Source organism: Allotamlana fucoidanivorans (genome assembly GCF_006265225.1).
Lineage (GTDB): Bacteria > Bacteroidota > Bacteroidia > Flavobacteriales > Flavobacteriaceae > Allotamlana > Allotamlana fucoidanivorans.
The window spans coordinates 237,585-254,498 of the sequence record NZ_VDCS01000003.1 but is presented as its reverse complement, the minus strand read 5'-3'; the positions used below and the strand labels follow the sequence as shown (position 1 = coordinate 254,498).

15 protein-coding genes are annotated in these 16,914 nt (G+C 34.4%); 3 read left to right on the top strand and 12 right to left on the bottom strand.

The window, feature by feature from the left end:
• Nucleotides 1-18 precede the first annotated feature (18 nt).
• The 7 genes from FGF67_RS04015 to FGF67_RS03985 all read right to left on the bottom strand — a co-directional run bounded on the left by FGF67_RS04015 (nt 19) and on the right by FGF67_RS03985 (nt 8,807).
• Nucleotides 19-984 (bottom strand): hypothetical protein, encoded by a 966-nt coding sequence (locus FGF67_RS04015; RefSeq protein ID WP_139695181.1) that lies wholly within the window; start codon nt 982-984, stop codon nt 19-21.
• A 551-nt stretch (nt 985-1,535) separates the two neighbouring features.
• Nucleotides 1,536-3,164 (bottom strand): DUF1501 domain-containing protein, encoded by a 1,629-nt coding sequence (locus tag FGF67_RS04010; protein WP_139695180.1) that lies wholly within the window; start codon nt 3,162-3,164, stop codon nt 1,536-1,538.
• 52 nt (nt 3,165-3,216) lie between these two features.
• Entirely contained in the window at nt 3,217-4,560 is a 1,344-nt protein-coding gene (locus FGF67_RS04005) for a DUF1800 family protein (protein WP_139695179.1), read from the bottom strand.
• 12 nt (nt 4,561-4,572) lie between these two features.
• The gene (locus FGF67_RS04000; RefSeq protein WP_139695178.1) at nt 4,573-4,857 is read right to left on the bottom strand and encodes a hypothetical protein; all 285 of its coding nucleotides are present in this window, start codon (nt 4,855-4,857) and stop codon (nt 4,573-4,575) included.
• A gap of 103 nt (nt 4,858-4,960) precedes the next feature.
• Nucleotides 4,961-7,315, bottom strand: coding sequence for a TonB-dependent receptor plug domain-containing protein (locus FGF67_RS03995; protein WP_139695177.1), 2,355 nt, complete (start codon nt 7,313-7,315; stop codon nt 4,961-4,963).
• Entirely contained in the window at nt 7,308-8,204 is an 897-nt protein-coding gene (locus tag FGF67_RS03990; protein WP_139695176.1) for a FecR family protein, read from the bottom strand. The genes FGF67_RS03995 and FGF67_RS03990 overlap by 8 nt, the downstream gene beginning before the upstream one ends.
• 87 nt (nt 8,205-8,291) lie before the next feature.
• The gene (locus tag FGF67_RS03985; protein ID WP_139695175.1) at nt 8,292-8,807 is read right to left on the bottom strand and encodes an RNA polymerase sigma factor; all 516 of its coding nucleotides are present in this window, start codon (nt 8,805-8,807) and stop codon (nt 8,292-8,294) included.
• A 114-nt stretch (nt 8,808-8,921) separates the two neighbouring features.
• On the opposite strand from FGF67_RS03985, the gene FGF67_RS03980 reads away from it, so the two are divergent.
• The 3 genes from FGF67_RS03980 (at nt 8,922) to folD (ending at nt 13,176) form a co-directional block, all read left to right on the top strand.
• Nucleotides 8,922-10,673: a hypothetical protein gene (locus tag FGF67_RS03980; RefSeq protein WP_139695174.1), complete on the top strand. Its 1,752-nt coding sequence runs from the start codon at nt 8,922-8,924 to the stop codon at nt 10,671-10,673.
• A gap of 210 nt (nt 10,674-10,883) precedes the next feature.
• Nucleotides 10,884-12,212 (top strand): signal recognition particle protein, encoded by a 1,329-nt coding sequence (gene ffh / locus FGF67_RS03975; protein WP_139695173.1) that lies wholly within the window; start codon nt 10,884-10,886, stop codon nt 12,210-12,212.
• An 88-nt stretch (nt 12,213-12,300) separates the two neighbouring features.
• A complete protein-coding gene (folD, locus tag FGF67_RS03970) occupies nt 12,301-13,176 on the top strand; it encodes a bifunctional methylenetetrahydrofolate dehydrogenase/methenyltetrahydrofolate cyclohydrolase FolD (protein ID WP_139695172.1) in 876 nt (291 codons plus the stop codon).
• A gap of 121 nt (nt 13,177-13,297) precedes the next feature.
• On the opposite strand, the gene FGF67_RS03965 is transcribed toward folD, so the two are convergent.
• From FGF67_RS03965 to FGF67_RS03945, 5 genes are read right to left on the bottom strand one after another with little or no spacing between them, the layout of a single operon-like run.
• Nucleotides 13,298-14,113: a pseudouridine synthase gene (locus tag FGF67_RS03965; protein ID WP_139695171.1), complete on the bottom strand. Its 816-nt coding sequence runs from the start codon at nt 14,111-14,113 to the stop codon at nt 13,298-13,300.
• A gap of 21 nt (nt 14,114-14,134) precedes the next feature.
• Nucleotides 14,135-14,968, bottom strand: coding sequence for an alpha/beta fold hydrolase (locus FGF67_RS03960; RefSeq protein WP_139695170.1), 834 nt, complete (start codon nt 14,966-14,968; stop codon nt 14,135-14,137).
• On the bottom strand, nt 14,969-15,337 hold the full coding sequence (locus FGF67_RS03955) for a cupin domain-containing protein (protein ID WP_139695169.1): 369 nt from the start codon (nt 15,335-15,337) through the stop codon (nt 14,969-14,971). It lies immediately after the preceding gene.
• 28 nt (nt 15,338-15,365) lie between these two features.
• A complete protein-coding gene (locus FGF67_RS03950) occupies nt 15,366-16,346 on the bottom strand; it encodes a YitT family protein (RefSeq protein ID WP_139695168.1) in 981 nt (326 codons plus the stop codon).
• 10 nt (nt 16,347-16,356) lie between these two features.
• Nucleotides 16,357-16,914 carry a hypothetical protein gene (locus FGF67_RS03945; RefSeq protein WP_139695167.1) on the bottom strand — a complete coding sequence of 186 codons (558 nt, stop codon included), beginning with the start codon at nt 16,912-16,914 and terminating at the stop codon, nt 16,357-16,359.

Genomic DNA, 16,914 nt, shown 5'->3' with positions numbered 1-16,914 from the left:
ATATTTTGTCTTGGTATATTAGTTTGATACCTGAAATCTTTTAAGCATATTTTTACCTGAAGGATCTGGAACTTCTGATATGAAGGCATAATGACCTTCATCTAAATTAACCTTAAAATAACCTTTATGTCCTGAAGGCATATCATTAACACCGCCAAGGAAAGTGAAATTTTCTGGAGCTGGTTCTATGAGCCCTTGGGGGTTGGCCCAGTTCATCCAGTTTTCAAGCACTTTTAAATCGGCATTGTTATGAATTTTAACAAGGTTAATATCATGTCCTACAAAATGTTCATGTTTAATTTGATCCTCAAAATTAACCGCAAATGTGTAGTTTCCTGGTGTAATACTACTTTCAGTATCAATGATAATACCTTTGGTACTTGAAATGCTTATGGTTTTATCTGCTATGGGCTCTTGTAGTAACGACACTTCAGGTGAAACCACCAAATCTTTAACCATGCCCATGGAGGTATGGAATACACCATTACTCATTTTTACATAACATTCTACAATATATTTTCCGGGGTTTAAATGGATTGTTGTACTAGAAGTATGATTAGGAGAAAGAAGTCCGGAACCACCAAGAAAAACAACGTCGCTAAACCATTCTGGAAGGTTAGCAAATTCAGCAAATCCATCTTCTGCTTTATTTTGCATAATCAATTGCATGCCTTTGTCAAAAATAGGAGCTATTAATTCTTCAACATCTTTTGAAGTTTTACCTTCGGGATATTTGTCAACTATGAAAAAATGAGTTTGCGGTGATTTATTTTGGTAAACAAATGTATTCCATCCTGAAGAAATTGTATCTGGCATGTTGAAATCCATACTTTCAGTTGTAATAACAATATGTTTCGGTTTTTCTTTTTTAGGGTTTTCGGTTTTGTTCTCCTTTTTATCCGACTTACAAGCAGATATAAAACAACTTATTAGTAAACTAGTAACTAGCGCATAGATAATGCTGGGTTTTGAAAAAGTAGCCATTTTAATGAAGATTAAAAGTTATTAAGCCTAAATTAAGAAGGGTTAATTCCAATTATCTGGATATGAATCAACTACAATTTAGTAATTATTTTAAATAAAACAAAACGCTTTTACTAAAATAATGCTTAAGTAGCTATTTAAATAAAATGATGGTTACAGGTTATATAGAAAGCAAGCGGAAACTCATGTTAGACGTAATGTCTTATGATTCGTTTTTGATATTGCCTCTAGGCCATAACGTGGCACTGCTATAAGCTATAGTGTAAGGCGATTTTGCTTTTTTAAGGGACATCTATTTTTAATTCAGTTATTTAAGTAATTCTGTTCTACAAATGTATACCTGGAGTTTCGTAGTTTTTATGTGTAAGTAGTCACCATTGTTTTCAGTGTATTCTTTATGTGTCGGGTCTGTTAAAATAGTGTTTATCTATTATTTAAATCATAGAGGCATGAGTATACCCAAAAGAGATTATGATAAAGAATAGATGGGTTTTATAAACGTTTTTCAAACGAAATTAAATTGGAGCATTTTTTTAGGGTTATTAATCCGTTTATATTTTTACTACTTTATGGATCTCTTTAGTGCCTTCTGAACTTATTTCAAAGAAATAAACCCCGTTACTAAAACTATACAAATTGAGAGCTACATTGCCATCAACTAAGGTCTCTATTTTGGTTAACAGCAAAATGCCAGATGCATTGTATATGCTTAAAGTGAGAGTTTCAGTTCTGTTAATACCGGTAATATTAACATGGTCTCTGAAAGGATTAGGGTATACTAACCAGTTTTTGGTTTCTGCTAAAAGGTTTTTTGTACTGGCTATACAGCCTTTTGAAATGTCAAACTCAGATTTTAAAAGATCATCTATTTTTAAATTGACAAAACTGTCATTTATCGTATGATTAAAAAAAGTAGCATCAATTATGGTATTATTAGCGCCAAGATAATTTTGCAGTAGGGTGCTAAATGTTTGTCTATAGTCGTATTGAACCGTTTGTATTTGAAAGTTGTTTGAGCTGGTGGCTTCGGTTAAGTCTGGATTAGTTCCAGAAACACCACCTTCAACGGGTTTGCCAAAAACAAACATGGGTGCTATTTCGCCATGATCAGTTCCTAAATTACCGTTTTCGGCTGCTTTTCTACCAAATTCAGAAAAGGTGAGGCCAACTACATCATCGGCTAATTTTTGGCTATTCATGTCATTCATAAAGGCTTCCATGCTTTCGGCTAAATCAGTGAGTAAGCTATGATGTTTTCCAATAGCTTCTCCTGGGCCTTGCACTTGTGCATTATGCGTGTCAAATCCTGAGATACGTACCATGTAAATTTTTGAACCTAAATCTCCGCTTATTAAACGTGCTACCGTTTTTAATTGATTTGCTAAATCCGAATCAGGGTAGCTAATATCATTTTTTCCAGAATTAAACGCATTTGAAATAGATTCGGCATAGGTGTTTGACAGGGCGTCGGTATTGGTAATAAACTCCAGCTGCTTACCGTAATCTGAATCAGGAATATTTGAAGGTGGCACGCCACCCAATCCACTTAAAACAGAATAAAATCCAGCAGGGTCTTGCCCAGAAATATTTAAGGATAGGCCGTGCGCCTCTTCGGCATGAAAACCTAATGATGTTTTGTTAGAACCAATCTCAACCGCAAGTGGATAATTTTCTACAATTAAGTCAGTATAATACAATTCCATAAATCTACCAATCCAACCGGTGTCTGTTCCATTTAAAAGACTATTGCCATCATTTCCTGTTAAATACAAATCAGTAGATTTAAAATGACTTTTATTTTGTGATGGATAACCTACAGACTGCATGATTCTTAACCAACTTTTATCGTATAATGATTTAAGTCTGGTAAGTGCTGGGTTTAAACCTATTTGCTGGTTGTCAGGCAATGAGCTGTCTAAACTAATATATTTGTCTGGTCCAGAATTAGGAACTTTTATTGTTGGTCTTAAATTGCTGTAAATATCATATTGGTTTAACGGAATAATGGTGTTTAAACCATCATTAGCCCCAGCCAAATTAATAAGTACCAGCTTCCTGTTTGAAATATCAGGGCAGTTGGCGTATGGCATAAATGATTTCATTGCCCCTTGTAGTTCAAAAGGCGTTAAAGCAATAGCCGATGCCACAGATGATAGTTTTATAAAATGCCTTCTTTTCATAAGTTCATTTTTGGTGTTCTGTTAAGTGCTTTCACTTTCATGATTGTTAGGTTTACATTAGTTGAAATTCTGCTGCATTGACCATAGCAATAATTAAAGCGTTCAAGCGTACTCTTACTGTTGTTGCATCGCCATCATTGATATATCTTGACCATACTCCAGACCAATAATAATCAGGAAAACCTTCATCTACTAAAAACCTTTTAAAATAGTCTGTTCTATCAGTATCAATAGTTTCAGGATAAAGTAAATTGGCAATTTCGGTTACTAATAAATTGGGGTCGGAGGCATTTGGTATGTTGTTTTTTACAAAAGTAACTGTGTCTAGTTGGGCATATATATTTCCTCCAGAAATGGTGTTTTTGCCTTCAATTAAACTTTCAATGAGTTTGTATCTTCCAATTATGGTGTTTGATGAAAACCAGTTTCTATCATATCCTGGTGTCTGATAATATGCAGGGTATCCAGCAACTTCATCTGGATTAAAAAACTCCATTCCCGCAGCTGGAAAATATCTGTTATGAATGAAATTAAGAAAGAAATTTCTATAGTATAGCAACGCATCTGTAGTTGGGTTGGGGTATTTTACCATAAACATGGTGCATATTTCTGATAATAATTGCAGCGGACTTTTTATAATACTGCCAATAATGTTGTCTGTTGCATCACTGTCATCAGCATCATAAAAATGTTCACTGGAAAGTAAGATTGTTACCACGGGTAATATTTCATAATTGTTATTTATGAGTATTTGTGCTAGTGTAGTGATTATATCTGTTTCAACTTCATTATTCCAGTCACTTTTTACGAAATACCTGTAAAGTTTTCTGCAATACGCTTTAGCTGTTTCTTCTTGCGCAAAGATCATTTCAACAAACGCATCTAATTCTTCAAAAATTTCGGTTTCTGTATTTTTTCCTTCTATTGTTCTATTTCCAAAAGCTTTGCTGAATGTTTTATCTTTACTGTCATGTTGATTAACATTAACATAGCCCATGGGTATATTAGTGTCTGGATCAATATCGCTTCTTTCAGGACGTTTTTTAAAACCAGAAAACACTTTTGCTGCTTGCTGAATATCTACTTCTGTGTAGTTGGTGTAGTTGCCTGGTCCAATTTGTTCGCCCTTTAAAATAGTGAATAGCTCTAAATATTCACGGGCATAATTTTCATTTGGATTGTTTTTATTGTTTTGTGTATTATCCAAATAATCAAGCATGCCGTTGTCTAAAGTTATTTTTTTAGCTAGAGTTTTTAGGTTTCCAAAGGCATAAAAATCTAATAAGTTTAGGTGGTCATAAAAATATGTGGCTGCCCCAACGCCCGTATCTTTTCCAACCACAAAATTGGTATGTAAAAAGAAAGATAGCTTATGTTTTAGGGTAGTGTGCTGTATGGCATTATACCATCACCAACCTGCAATATGAGCACGTTTTCTGCCTTGACCTTCAAATGAATTTGGAAGTTCAGGCGAAGAGATCCAGAAGCCATCAGGAGCTTCTATTGGTAACGGATCGTATGGTTCTGATAAGATGTTGGAAGGAGCTGTTGTTAAACTGTTAACTGCATCAGAGGCTGACATGCCTACAAAAGTATCCAGCTGCGCTTTTGTAAACTTAAAAGTAGCACGTCTTAATAGATGTTTAGCTTTTCTTAAATCTAAATTAGAACCAAGTGGGGTTAATGATGCCATATTATAATTTTTGGTAAATTAGGAAAAAGAATAGCTGAAGTATCTCAAACTTAATTTTTTTCGATAAAAAACAAGTTTTTAACTTATTAGAAGGGTACTATATCTATAAAAATATTCTAAAACTTACATTTGGAGTGATACCAAGTGATTCATTTTCAATTTGATTTAGATTGTTTTCAGAATTTAGGGTGTAATAGCGGTTCAAAATATTTTTCTTGTTCAGTAGGTTCCAAATAGAAGCACCAAAGGAGGCTTTTGTTTCATTTGAAATACTAAAACTATAAATAATGGAGCAATCAACTCTTAAATAATCATTAAGGCGACTACTATTTGGACTTAAATAAGTAATGATGCCGTCTTCTGGAGGTGTACTAGGATCGGGTTTTGTGATTGGTTTTCCTGAATGATAATTTAAACCCGCTGCCCACTTAAAATTTTTATAGGTATAGCTACCTGCAATATTTAAAATGTGCGTAAGGTCAACGTTGTTGGGGAAAGAATTTCCTTGGTTTAAATTTGAGAACGTATAGGTGTTCTTGCTATATGAGTACGATATCCAGCTTGTTATGGTATTGCTAATCTCTTTATTTAAGAGCACATCAATCCCTTTAATTTGGTAGCTTCCTATGCTGTTAACGAATTGGTATTGATTTTGAAACCCTTGACTACGGGTGGTAATACCGTTTACCTGTTTTATAAAAGCTTCCGTACTTACCAAAAAACCGTTTTTCTTAAAGTGAACCCCTGCAGAGAGTTGCTTGCTTTTTAGTACAGGTACAGGAAAAATGGTTTGGTTGTCATTGGTAATAACGGTTTTGTTGTTGTTTGCTAGTACCCATCGGCGTTTTTCAATGCCTAAAAAGTCATTTTGTAAATCTATAATTTGTGAGGTCGTCTGACTTTTAAATTCCCCTAAAACTTCAAATCTGAAGTGATTTAAAAAACGCTGACTAAAACTTAGTCTGGGTTCAGGAATAAGCATATCAAACTTGTTTATGTAGTTTAGTCTGCCGCCTAAATTGATTCTGGTTTTGGTATTTTGCGATAAAAAACTTAGTTCAGTATAAATGGCGCGTGTTCTTATAACTTCTTTTATATAACGCCTGAAGGGCGGGTTGTTAAGGTCTTCTAAATTGCTTATACCAACCTCGGTAAACTGGTAACCTCCATTTATATTGAGTTGATTATTTACTTTATAATTAATATCCATTTTTGCTGCACCATCATAAACTTCGTTTTCTTGAATTAAACGTTGATTGTTAATAATATCGTGGTTTGTAGCATCTAAATCATAATTTGAAACATAAAATTGACTGGTTGTTGAGAGTCGCGAATTCCAATCTCTAATATACGTTAAGCCTATGGCTGTATTCCTCTGAGAAAGCTTACTGTTTAGAGCCTCATCCCTTTGGTTTATGGTAGATTGCTCGTCATAATCAAGATTGTTGTCAACGTGCAAAAAATTAAAACGCAATTTGTCTTTTGGAGAAACATCATAGAGAAATTTCGCTGTAACATCATAGAAATAAAAATTTTCATTGGTTGAAATGCTCTGGTCGTTGCCTTTTGATTTAGTAAAATCTGAATCCTGAAAAATACGTTTTGAGTACTGCTCAAAGGTTATGGTGTTAATCACGTCTGTGATAGATCTACGCGCTGAAATTTGCAATTCGGTAGTATTGGAAAGTGGTATTTTAGCATAGCCATCGGCATTAATAAAATTAAAGCCTGCTCCAGCATTAAACTCATTGTCAACATCATTGGATAAGCGCATATCAACAATACTAGAAACCCCATCACCATATTGTGCAAGCGACCCATTTTTATAAACGTTTACTTGTTTGGTTGTATAAGGGTTAAAGGCAGAAATTAACCCGAAAAAATGACCAGACTGGTACATTTTTATACCATCCCAAAGAAAAAGGTTTTGGTCGTGGGTTCCCCCACGTATATTAATGTTTGATACTTTTTCATCGGCACTGGTTACCCCTGGTATGGCTTGAATAGTTTGTAATACGTCGGGTTCAATAAGGCCTGGTAAAATACCTAAATCTTGCGGTTTTATGGTTATAGATCCGTCGTTGAGTTTTGTAATTCCAGAGGTTAAATAATTGGTTACAACAACTTCTTCTAAATTTTGAATTTTAAATTCAGATTTATCTTTTTTTGAAGGACGAATAACTACAAATTTGTTATCTAGCCATTCAAAGTTTAGTTGATTTTCAGTTTCAAGACGTTGCAAGGCGGCTTCAAGACTTAAATGCTCATCTAATGAAGCACTATGTTTTCCTTCAATGGTTTTATTAGCATAAGAAAAATGAATACCATGTTTCTTTTCTAAACGCTTTAAAATAGAACTCAGTGTTTCTTGTTTCTTATTGGTATTCTGACTAATAGTTGCAACAGAATACAATAAAAAACAAAGTGAAATGATAGAAAAAAACCGTTTATTAGTCACGTTTTAAGGTTATGTTACGACCTGTTTTTGTATAGCTTAAATTAAGAGGGAGCGTTAAAGATTTTAAAGCCACCTCTAAGTTGTCATGAGAGAAACTTCCTGTAAATAATGTTTCAGCGTCAACATTTATTAAGGTAACATCTACATTGTATTGTCGTTCAAATTCGGCAACAACCATTTTATAAGGTAAACTTCTAAATACACTAGCGTTATTTAGCCACGAAGGCATGATGCGATTTTCTTTTTCTTTAGCCATTTTTTTCCCATCAACAATTAAAAAGCTTTCTCCAGGGGTAAGCTTAGTTTCATGAGATTGAAATGTGACACCAACTAATCCTTCGTAGCAAATAACTTCAAAATAATGTTCTCTTTGTTTTACATTAAACTGTGTGCCATAAACCTGAACAATTCCCGATTCTGTTTTCACCTTAAAAGATGAACCTTTTGCCACTTTAAAAAAGCCCTCTCCTTGTAAACTAACCTCTCTATGATCTTTCCACCTCTTTTTATTGTATACCAAATGAGATTTAGCATTAAGAAATACGCTTGAGGCATCAGGAAGTTCAACAGTGGTTTTTTGAGCAAATTCAGTTGAAACGGTTGTGTTTAACGTTGTTGTGTAATAATATAAACCAAAACAAATAGCTAGTATGGCAGCTATACGCATCATAGGTTTAAACCATGGTTTTGGCTGCTGCTTCTTACTTTTAATTTTTGAGAGCGTATTTACAAGTTCTTCAGAACTGTTATAAGTCTCAGCTTTAAAAGCTTGCAGATTTTGGTTTAACTTCACCAAATCATCATAGTCTTCAAGGTTTTTAAAGGCCTCTAATTCCTGACTAGTAAGGTTGTTGTCTAGCCATTTTGATATGAGTTCTTGTCTGTTCATAATGCGTATTCAGATATATAACAGTTAACTTTTAATTTTTCCTACCCTAGTTTAAAAAAAAATAAATTTTTATGTCTTTAAAAGGGGTTATAGTTCCTTAATGTCTTGTCTTAATTTTTCTAGTGCGCCGTATATGCGCTTTTCAACAGCTTTGGTTGAAATATTAAGCAGTTCAGCAATTTCTTTAAAACGTTTGCCTTCTACGCGGTTCATCATAAAAGCAACCCGCTGGGCATCGGTTAAATTTGTCAAAGCACGTTGCAGTTTGTCATTGTACTCAGCTTCCCGCATTAAAAATTCAGGACTTTCGTTAGTATACATTTTGGGTTTGGTTTGCTGGTGCTTTAAAACCACCTTTTGATGCGCCGCTTCATTAAGCATTAAATTGTTGGCCGTAGTAAACACAAAACTCTTGGCTTTATCGGGAGTTATTTTTCCGCAGTTTTCCCAAAGTTTTATAAAGGCTTCCTGAACTTTGTCTTTGGGATTTAAAAGGTCTCCAAACTTATAGTATAAAAAGTTGTGTAAATCTGTGGCATGTTTTTTAAATATGGAAGAAAACAAGTGTTCTTCACAAATATTATTATGTAATCGTTTCCCCATTATTATTGGTGGTTTGCAACACTAAAATAAAAAAAATGCAAACAAGGGGTAGGAATTTTTAAAGTTAAACTGTTTTATAACAAAAAAGCTATGTTTAACCCAAACACATGTACCATGAAAACTACATTAAAATCATTATTGTTATTGCCTTTTTTTGTCCTTTTATTGTTCACTTCTTGTCAGGAAGAAAAAATAGAAATTTCTGAAATTGATGAGAGTGAAGCCCTTGTTGCCGAATCTGAATTAACAGATTTATTGTACTCCACATCTATCATGGATGGATCTGCTGATAATATCATTGATAAAGCCAGCTGTACCTCTGTAAAACTTCCAGTTACCGTTGTAGTAAATGGATTAGAAATTATTATTGATTCAAAAGAAGACTTTAAAGTAATTGAAGCCATCTTTAAAGAATTTGATGATGATGAAGATAATCTGGAAATTATTTTTCCAATCACCGTTATTTTAAGCAATCATGAAGAGATTGTTATTCAAAATAAAACAGAATTAGCCGCTAAGATTGAAGCCTGTAGAGGTGAGAACGAAGAAGATGAGGATATTGAGTGTATCGATTTTCAATACCCTATATCATTTTCAGTGTATAATTCAGCGTTTCAAGTTATTGATGTGATAACCATTGAAAGCGACAGACAATTACACCGTTTTATTGAAAGAGTTAAAAGCTCTGAAGTGTTTGCAAGCTTAAATTTCCCTGTAACTATGGTTTATGCAGATGGGTCAACGGTTGAAGTAAACAGTAATAAGCAATTGGCATTAACCATTAGAGAAGCCAAAGGTGTGTGTGATGAAGATGATGATAACGATTATGGCGATGATGATTTTACCAAAGAACGGCTAGATGCGTATTTAAAAACATGTCCTTGGATAGTTTATGAATTTATGAGAAATGAAGTTGATAATACAACAGAATACAGAGAATATGCTCTTAATTTTAGAGAGGAAGGTGTCCTGAAAATGCGTGCCAGAGGTGGTGATGTGTTAACAGGAACATGGAGTACTCGTGTGACTGATAGAGGAGCGCTTTTAAAAATGCAGTTTGAAACCATGGCCGATTTTACACTAGAATGGGTGGTTTACGATATTGAATACGGAAAAATTAAGCTTTTTGAAGTAGGAGGTAACCGTATCATAATGAAGAAAAACTGCGATGTTGTTATTGATTATACTAAGGAAAGAATTAATGAATACCTTCAAAAATGTTTGTGGCGTGTAGCCCGTTTAAGTGTTGATGGCATTGACAACGAAAAAGAGTACATAGGCACACCATTAAAGTTCTTTGAAAATAACGTAGTAAAGTTAAGGTTGAATGGGGAATTTTTAGAAGGCACCTACGAAATTGGAATCCGTAATACAGGAGCTATTTTAAGAATATATTTAGAAGGTAGACCTAATTTGAAATTAGAGTGGTTAATTACCTTCTTAGAGCCAGGTTTCATCAAACTTTCCAATGCCAATAATAAAATGATTTTAGAAAGACATTGTCCAGATGGTGATGGAGATATCAATTATATTATTGATGTTCTTACTAATGGAGAATGGGAAGTTGCTCAATATATGGATCAAGGTAACAATGAAACGGTGAATTATGAAGGTTTTGTTATAGGATTTAATGAAAACGGAATGTTGTTTGCCGAAGGTAATGGGAAAAATTATAACGGATCTTGGTTGGCTTACCGAAATGAAGGTTTGTTTTTAGGGCTAAACTTTAAAACATTAGATGAACCATTTAGTGAGTTGAGACACCGTTGGAGAATAAAAGAAATTAATTCAGGTAGAATTGAGTTGAAAGATTTTAATTCCGTAGGTGAAATTGAAAGAGTCTTGGTGCTGGAAAAACGCATTTAGCAAAAAAGTATCAAATGAAAAAGAAACAAAAAGACCAGTTCGGTTGGTAGGTTAATAAACAATGTTTCTTTTATGAAAGCTGTCAATATCAATTGGCAGCTTTTTTTATTGGTTATGAGTTCTAAATACCTCATTACTTTTTAAACACGTTACTTCAATAATATCAAGCAAATCACTAAATTTGCACTTCTTAAAATTCGAATAGAAATTATGTTTAATAATTTAAGTGATAAATTAGATAAAGCCTTACACGTATTAAAGGGACATGGTAGTATTACAGAAGTAAATGTTGCTGAAACTTTAAAAGAAGTAAGACGCGCGCTTCTTGATGCCGATGTCAACTTTAAAATAGCCAAACAATTTACCAATACCGTTAAAGAAAAAGCACTGGGACAAAATGTATTAACTACATTACAACCAGGACAATTAATGGTAAAAATTGTTAAGGATGAGTTAACCGAACTGATGGGAGGTGATGCAGAAGGGATCAACTTATCTGGCACACCAAGTGTTATTTTAATGTCTGGTTTACAGGGGTCTGGTAAAACAACCTTTTCTGGTAAGCTTGCTAATTATCTAAAAAATAAAAAAACTAAGAAACCTTTATTAGTGGCTTGTGATGTGTATCGTCCAGCCGCGATAGATCAATTGCATGTAGTTGGCGAACAAATTGGGGTTGAGGTTTTTAGTGATAAAGGGAATAATGATCCTGTGGCTATTTCACAGGCAGCTATTGCACATGCCAAAGCCAACGGATTTAATGTGGTTATTATTGATACCGCTGGTCGATTGGCTGTTGATGAAGCCATGATGACCGAAATATCAAATATTCATAAAGCCATACAACCACAAGAAACATTGTTTGTGGTAGATTCAATGACAGGGCAAGACGCCGTGAATACCGCTAAGGCTTTTAATGATGTTTTGAATTTTGATGGTGTTATCCTCACTAAATTAGATGGTGATACGCGTGGAGGTGCTGCTATATCTATTAAATCGGTTGTTAATAAACCCATTAAGTTTATTGGTACAGGTGAGAAAATGGAAGCTATTGATGTATTCTATCCATCACGTATGGCTGATCGTATTCTCGGCATGGGGGATGTGGTATCCTTGGTAGAACGCGCACAAGAACAGTTTGATGAAGAAGAGGCTAGGAAACTTCAAAAGAAAATAGCAAAAAATCAGTTTGGTTTTGATGATTTCTTAAAGCAGATTCAGCAAATAAAAAAGATGGGGAATATGAAAGACCTCATGGGTATGATTCCTGGCGCTGGAAAAATGCTAAAGGATGTTGATATTGATGATGACGCCTTTAAAGGTATTGAAGCCATTATTCACTCTATGACACCCAAAGAGCGTAGTAATCCCGCTGTGCTAAATGCTAGTAGAAAAAAGCGTGTAGCTAAAGGCTCAGGAACCTCCGTACAAGAGGTTAATCAGCTGTTAAAGCAATTTAACCAAATGAGCAAAATGATGAAGATGATGCAAGGCGGTGGCGGTAAAAAGATGATGCAGATGATGAAAAATATGCGTTAATCTTGTTAATAGTTAATAGTTAATAGTTAATAGTTAATAGTTGGTTTTATTATTTTAAACCAACAACCAACAACCAACAACCAACAACATGACAATTTTAGACGGTAAAAAAGTTAGTAACGATATAAAAGAGGAAATTGCAGAACATGTAAAGGCGATGGTTTCTAAAGGTGAAAAAGTACCACATTTAGCAGCTGTTTTAGTAGGTTCTGATGGGGCTAGTATGACTTACGTTAATGCAAAAGTGAAGGCTTGTGAACGTATTGGTTTTAATTCTACACTTATAGAACTTCCTGAGTATACTTCAGAAGAAGCGTTACTAGAAAAAATAAACGAGTTAAATATCAATGATGATATTGATGGTTTTATAGTGCAGTTACCTTTGCCAGACCAAATTGATGAGCAAAAAGTACTTATGGCTATAGATCCTGATAAAGATGTTGATGGGTTTCACCCAGTAAATGTGGGGCGAATGGCTTTAGATTTACCAACCTTTTTACCAGCAACACCCTATGGTATTCTTGAGCTACTGGAACGCTATCAAGTAGAAACCTCAGGAAAAAATGTTGTGGTTATGGGAAGAAGTCATATTGTAGGGCGCCCCATGAGTATTTTAATGAGTCAGAAGCGTAAGGCGGGAGACGCCACAGTTACCGTGGTACATAGTAGAACTAAAAATTTAGCTGAGATTACCAAACAGGCCGATATTATTGTAGCAGCCATTGGGATATCGGAGTTTTTAACAGGTGATATGGTAAAAGAAGATGTGGTGGTTATTGATGTAGGGATAACCCGTGTGCCTGATGCTACCAAAAAGAATGGTTACAGATTAGCTGGTGATGTTGATTTTAAGAGCGTGAGTAAAAAAGCAAGTTTTATTACCCCGGTTCCTGGAGGTGTTGGCCCTATGACCATTGCCATGCTGCTTAAGAACACGTTACTAGCAAGAGAAAGACACGGATAGAAAAATATATTAATAAAATTGAAGAGCAGCATTAAAAAAAATGCTGCTTTTTTATATGAGCAACTATGGTAAAGGTGTTTTAGGTACTTCTTAAAATACCAATAAAGACTTGTGACAAATTTTATCTCTTTCTATGTTTCGGTGATCTGTTGTCTGTGTTTTGAGGTCTTTCAGAAGTGTCACGGCGTCTATCGGGTTTCGGTTTAAAAACTTTTGTAGAACCACTTATTAAGGTGCTTAGTTCTTTAAATTCTTCATGGGTAAGTTCGCGGTATTTCCCAACGGGTATATCTAGTTTTATATTCATGATTCTAACACGTTTAAGGGTTTGAACCTCATAATTTAAATAACTGCACATACGGCGTATTTGTCGGTTTAGTCCCTGTGTTAAAATAATCTTGAATTTGTAAGTGCCGAGTTTTGTTACCTTACATCTTCTGGTGGTTTGTTTTAATTCTTCTAAATAAATACCACCTGCCATACGCTCAATAAAGGTTTGAGAGATAGGCTTATCTACGGTTACAATGTATTCTTTTTCATGATTATTACTGGCACGGAGAATTTTATTGACTATATCGCCATCATCGGTTAAAAGAATAAGTCCTTCACTTGGTTTGTCTAGCCTGCCAATAGGAAAGATACGTTTTGGGTAGTTTATAAAATCAATGATATTGTCTTTTTCTACCGATGTGTCTGTAGTACAAACAATACCAACAGGTTTATTAAATGCTAGGTAAACAAAAGCATTTTTTGTATTTGTTATGGCTTCTCCATCTACGGCCACAATATCATTGGGCGCAATTTTGGTTCCCATTTCAGGAACAACCCCATTAATAGTAACGCGTCCTGCGTCAATCAGTTTATCGGCTTCTCTTCTAGAGCAATAGCCTACCTCACTTAAAAACTTATTTATACGTTTTAATGTAACTTCTGCCATGGCTCAAAAATACGACAATAATTAATGTGTTTCTGAAGTTTTTATAAAGGACAGTATGTGCTGGTATACCGTTTCCGACCTTAATCGGTGTCCTAAACCAATAGTTTTTATAAGTTCTGAGTTTTTATAGGCTCTATGGATATCAAGGGCTTCTTTAAATGATATGATATTGTCTTTTTTATCGTGAATAATTAAGCCTTTCGCGGTAATCTTAGAAAAGAAATTGTCTACATTATAGTATTTAGGGAACTGACCAAAGTGTTTGAAATAGTAATTGTTAATGGCGTTTGAAACCTTAGTGTTATACCCCATCATAGTGATGTAATTATTAACCGAAATTTCTAAGTTTGAAGGCGCGCCAAGCAAAACAATTTTACAAATAGAAGGTAAGTTGTGATTTGTTAATGCAATAGCGGTGGCTGTACCACCAATAGAATGTCCTACTATAGTTTGAGGTTTGAATGCTTTAATAACTTCATTTAAACATTCAGCATATAATGGGGCGTTAAAAATTTTATTGCCAGAAGCTCCATGTGCTGGCGCATCAACAGATATAATGTTATAATGCTCTTGTTTTAACAATTCAATAAGGTCTTTCCACCTATAAGAATTACTATCCCAGCCATGCACTAATAAAATGGTTTCTCCGTTTCCTTGCCAGTGATACGTTTTTATATGAAACCCTTGGTGTATGATGTTTTTCTTATCAGCTGTATTTAAATAAGTTTTGGCCTCATGGTCAAGTTTTGCGTTTCTTGGTTTAGAAAATAAAAACACCGCTAATTTAGCAGCTAGATAAGGTGAAAGTACGGCAATGCTATTTATTGCTTTACCAATTAATTTGGGTTGTATCATTTAAGCTTCTCGGTTAGCAAGATCTATTGAAAATGCGGGTGTACAAATTGCAAGGTATTCACAGGGCTCTGTAAACGGATTGGAATATTGTACTCGGGTATTCTTTTCTATTTTTATAGATTGCCCTGCTTCTAATACAATGACATCATCTTCAATTATAAATTGTTTTTTGCCCTTGATGATAAACGTGAATTCATCAAATTCAGGGGTTTGAAACGGTTCACTCCACCCCGCAGGGGCAATCATATGGGCTAGGCTTAGGTTTGAATCACCATTTGAAGCATGACCAAAATGTTCTTTAATGATTTTGCCATCTGTAGTAGGTACAATAAATGGATTATTTTGAATGGTATATTTCTTTTTTGCCATATTACATCTCAGTTAAAATCCTCCTTTTTTAATGCTTATCTTTTAGGGGTTTTCTTTTTATCATACCACCACGTAAGTCTTTAACTATACCCATAATGATAAAGGCTTTTTTATCAATCTTATCTATTTCCGTTTGTAGTTTGGCCAGTTCTAATCTCGTAACTACGGTGTAGATAATGTCTTTGTTATAACTATCGCCACTGGTTCCGTAGCCTCCTTTACCTGCATAGATGGTACATGCGCGCCTTAACTTTTTGGTGAGCATGAATCTTAATTCTTGATGCTTATTTGAAATAATGGTAACCCCTACATATTCTTCAACACCATCAACCACAAAATCAACCGTTTTTGCCGCCGCAAGATAGGTTAAAATAGCATAAAGCGCTGTTTCTACAGATAGGATATAAGCACCTGCTGAAAAAATGATAATGTTTATAAGGAGTAGAACATCTCCAATGGTCAATGATAATTTTCTGCCTAAGTATATAGCGAGAACTTCGGTGCCATCAATAACACTACCCCCTCGCATAGACATGCCTATACCTAAGCCTAGAAAAAAGCCACCAAATACGGCAATAAGGAGTTTGTCTTCCGTTACTGTTGGATACTCTACAAAATGAACAACAAGTGCAAGCATTGTAATAGCCACAATACTCTTTATAGCAAATTTTTTGCCTATGGTTCTAGAGGCTAAAATGATAAAAGGTAAATTCACAATAACAAGTAGAATACCCAGTTTTAAAGACGTTATATTCTCAAAAAGTAACGATATACCTGTAGCTCCACCATCAATAAATCTGTTAGGGAGTAAAAAACCTTTTAACCCAAATCCTGCTGAAAAAACACCAATGATAATAAATAAAAATTCTTTTAAAGCATGGGTTAATTCAACTTGAAAACTTCTTACCAAGGGCACTACTTCCTTAGGGCTGACAGGCTTTTGTGACTGTCGCTTTTTTAATTGCTTTTTAGCAATATCTACCAGTAGTTTTGATAAGATAGGGTTCATAGACTTGTATTTATATATTCCAGTTTATAAAAAAGTATTTCACCTTGGCATGATCTGGAATATGAGTGGGTTCAAATTTTAAATCCATATCAAACCTTAAATTAGCAGGTAATTCTTTTTTATCAATAGTAAAACTGGCGTTAATATCATCAACGGCTACAACTATAGAATTAATCAAATTACTAATTCTTGATATTTTATAGTTGTCATTAATATCTTTAAACGTACTTATACTTGATATGTTCTTTTCTGTTTTGTAACGTTCGTCAAAAATTCTAACATTACTGATTACCGAAGTGGAGTCTAAAATGAATTTAGGGGTTAATGCTAACAGCTTTTTACCACCTTTTTCATAAATGTTGATGGCATTACTGTTTCCAACAAATTCATCACCCGTTATAAACTTTACCACAGAATCATTGGGAAATGCCATTTCTAGATCTTTTACTTGTGTTGAATCGGTTAATAAGCCAACATGATGTTTTGAAACCTCAAAAGGGTTTGGTGTTTTACTACAACTAGATATTAAGAGGATTAAGGCTAATGTGCTTAAAAGATAATGTTTCAT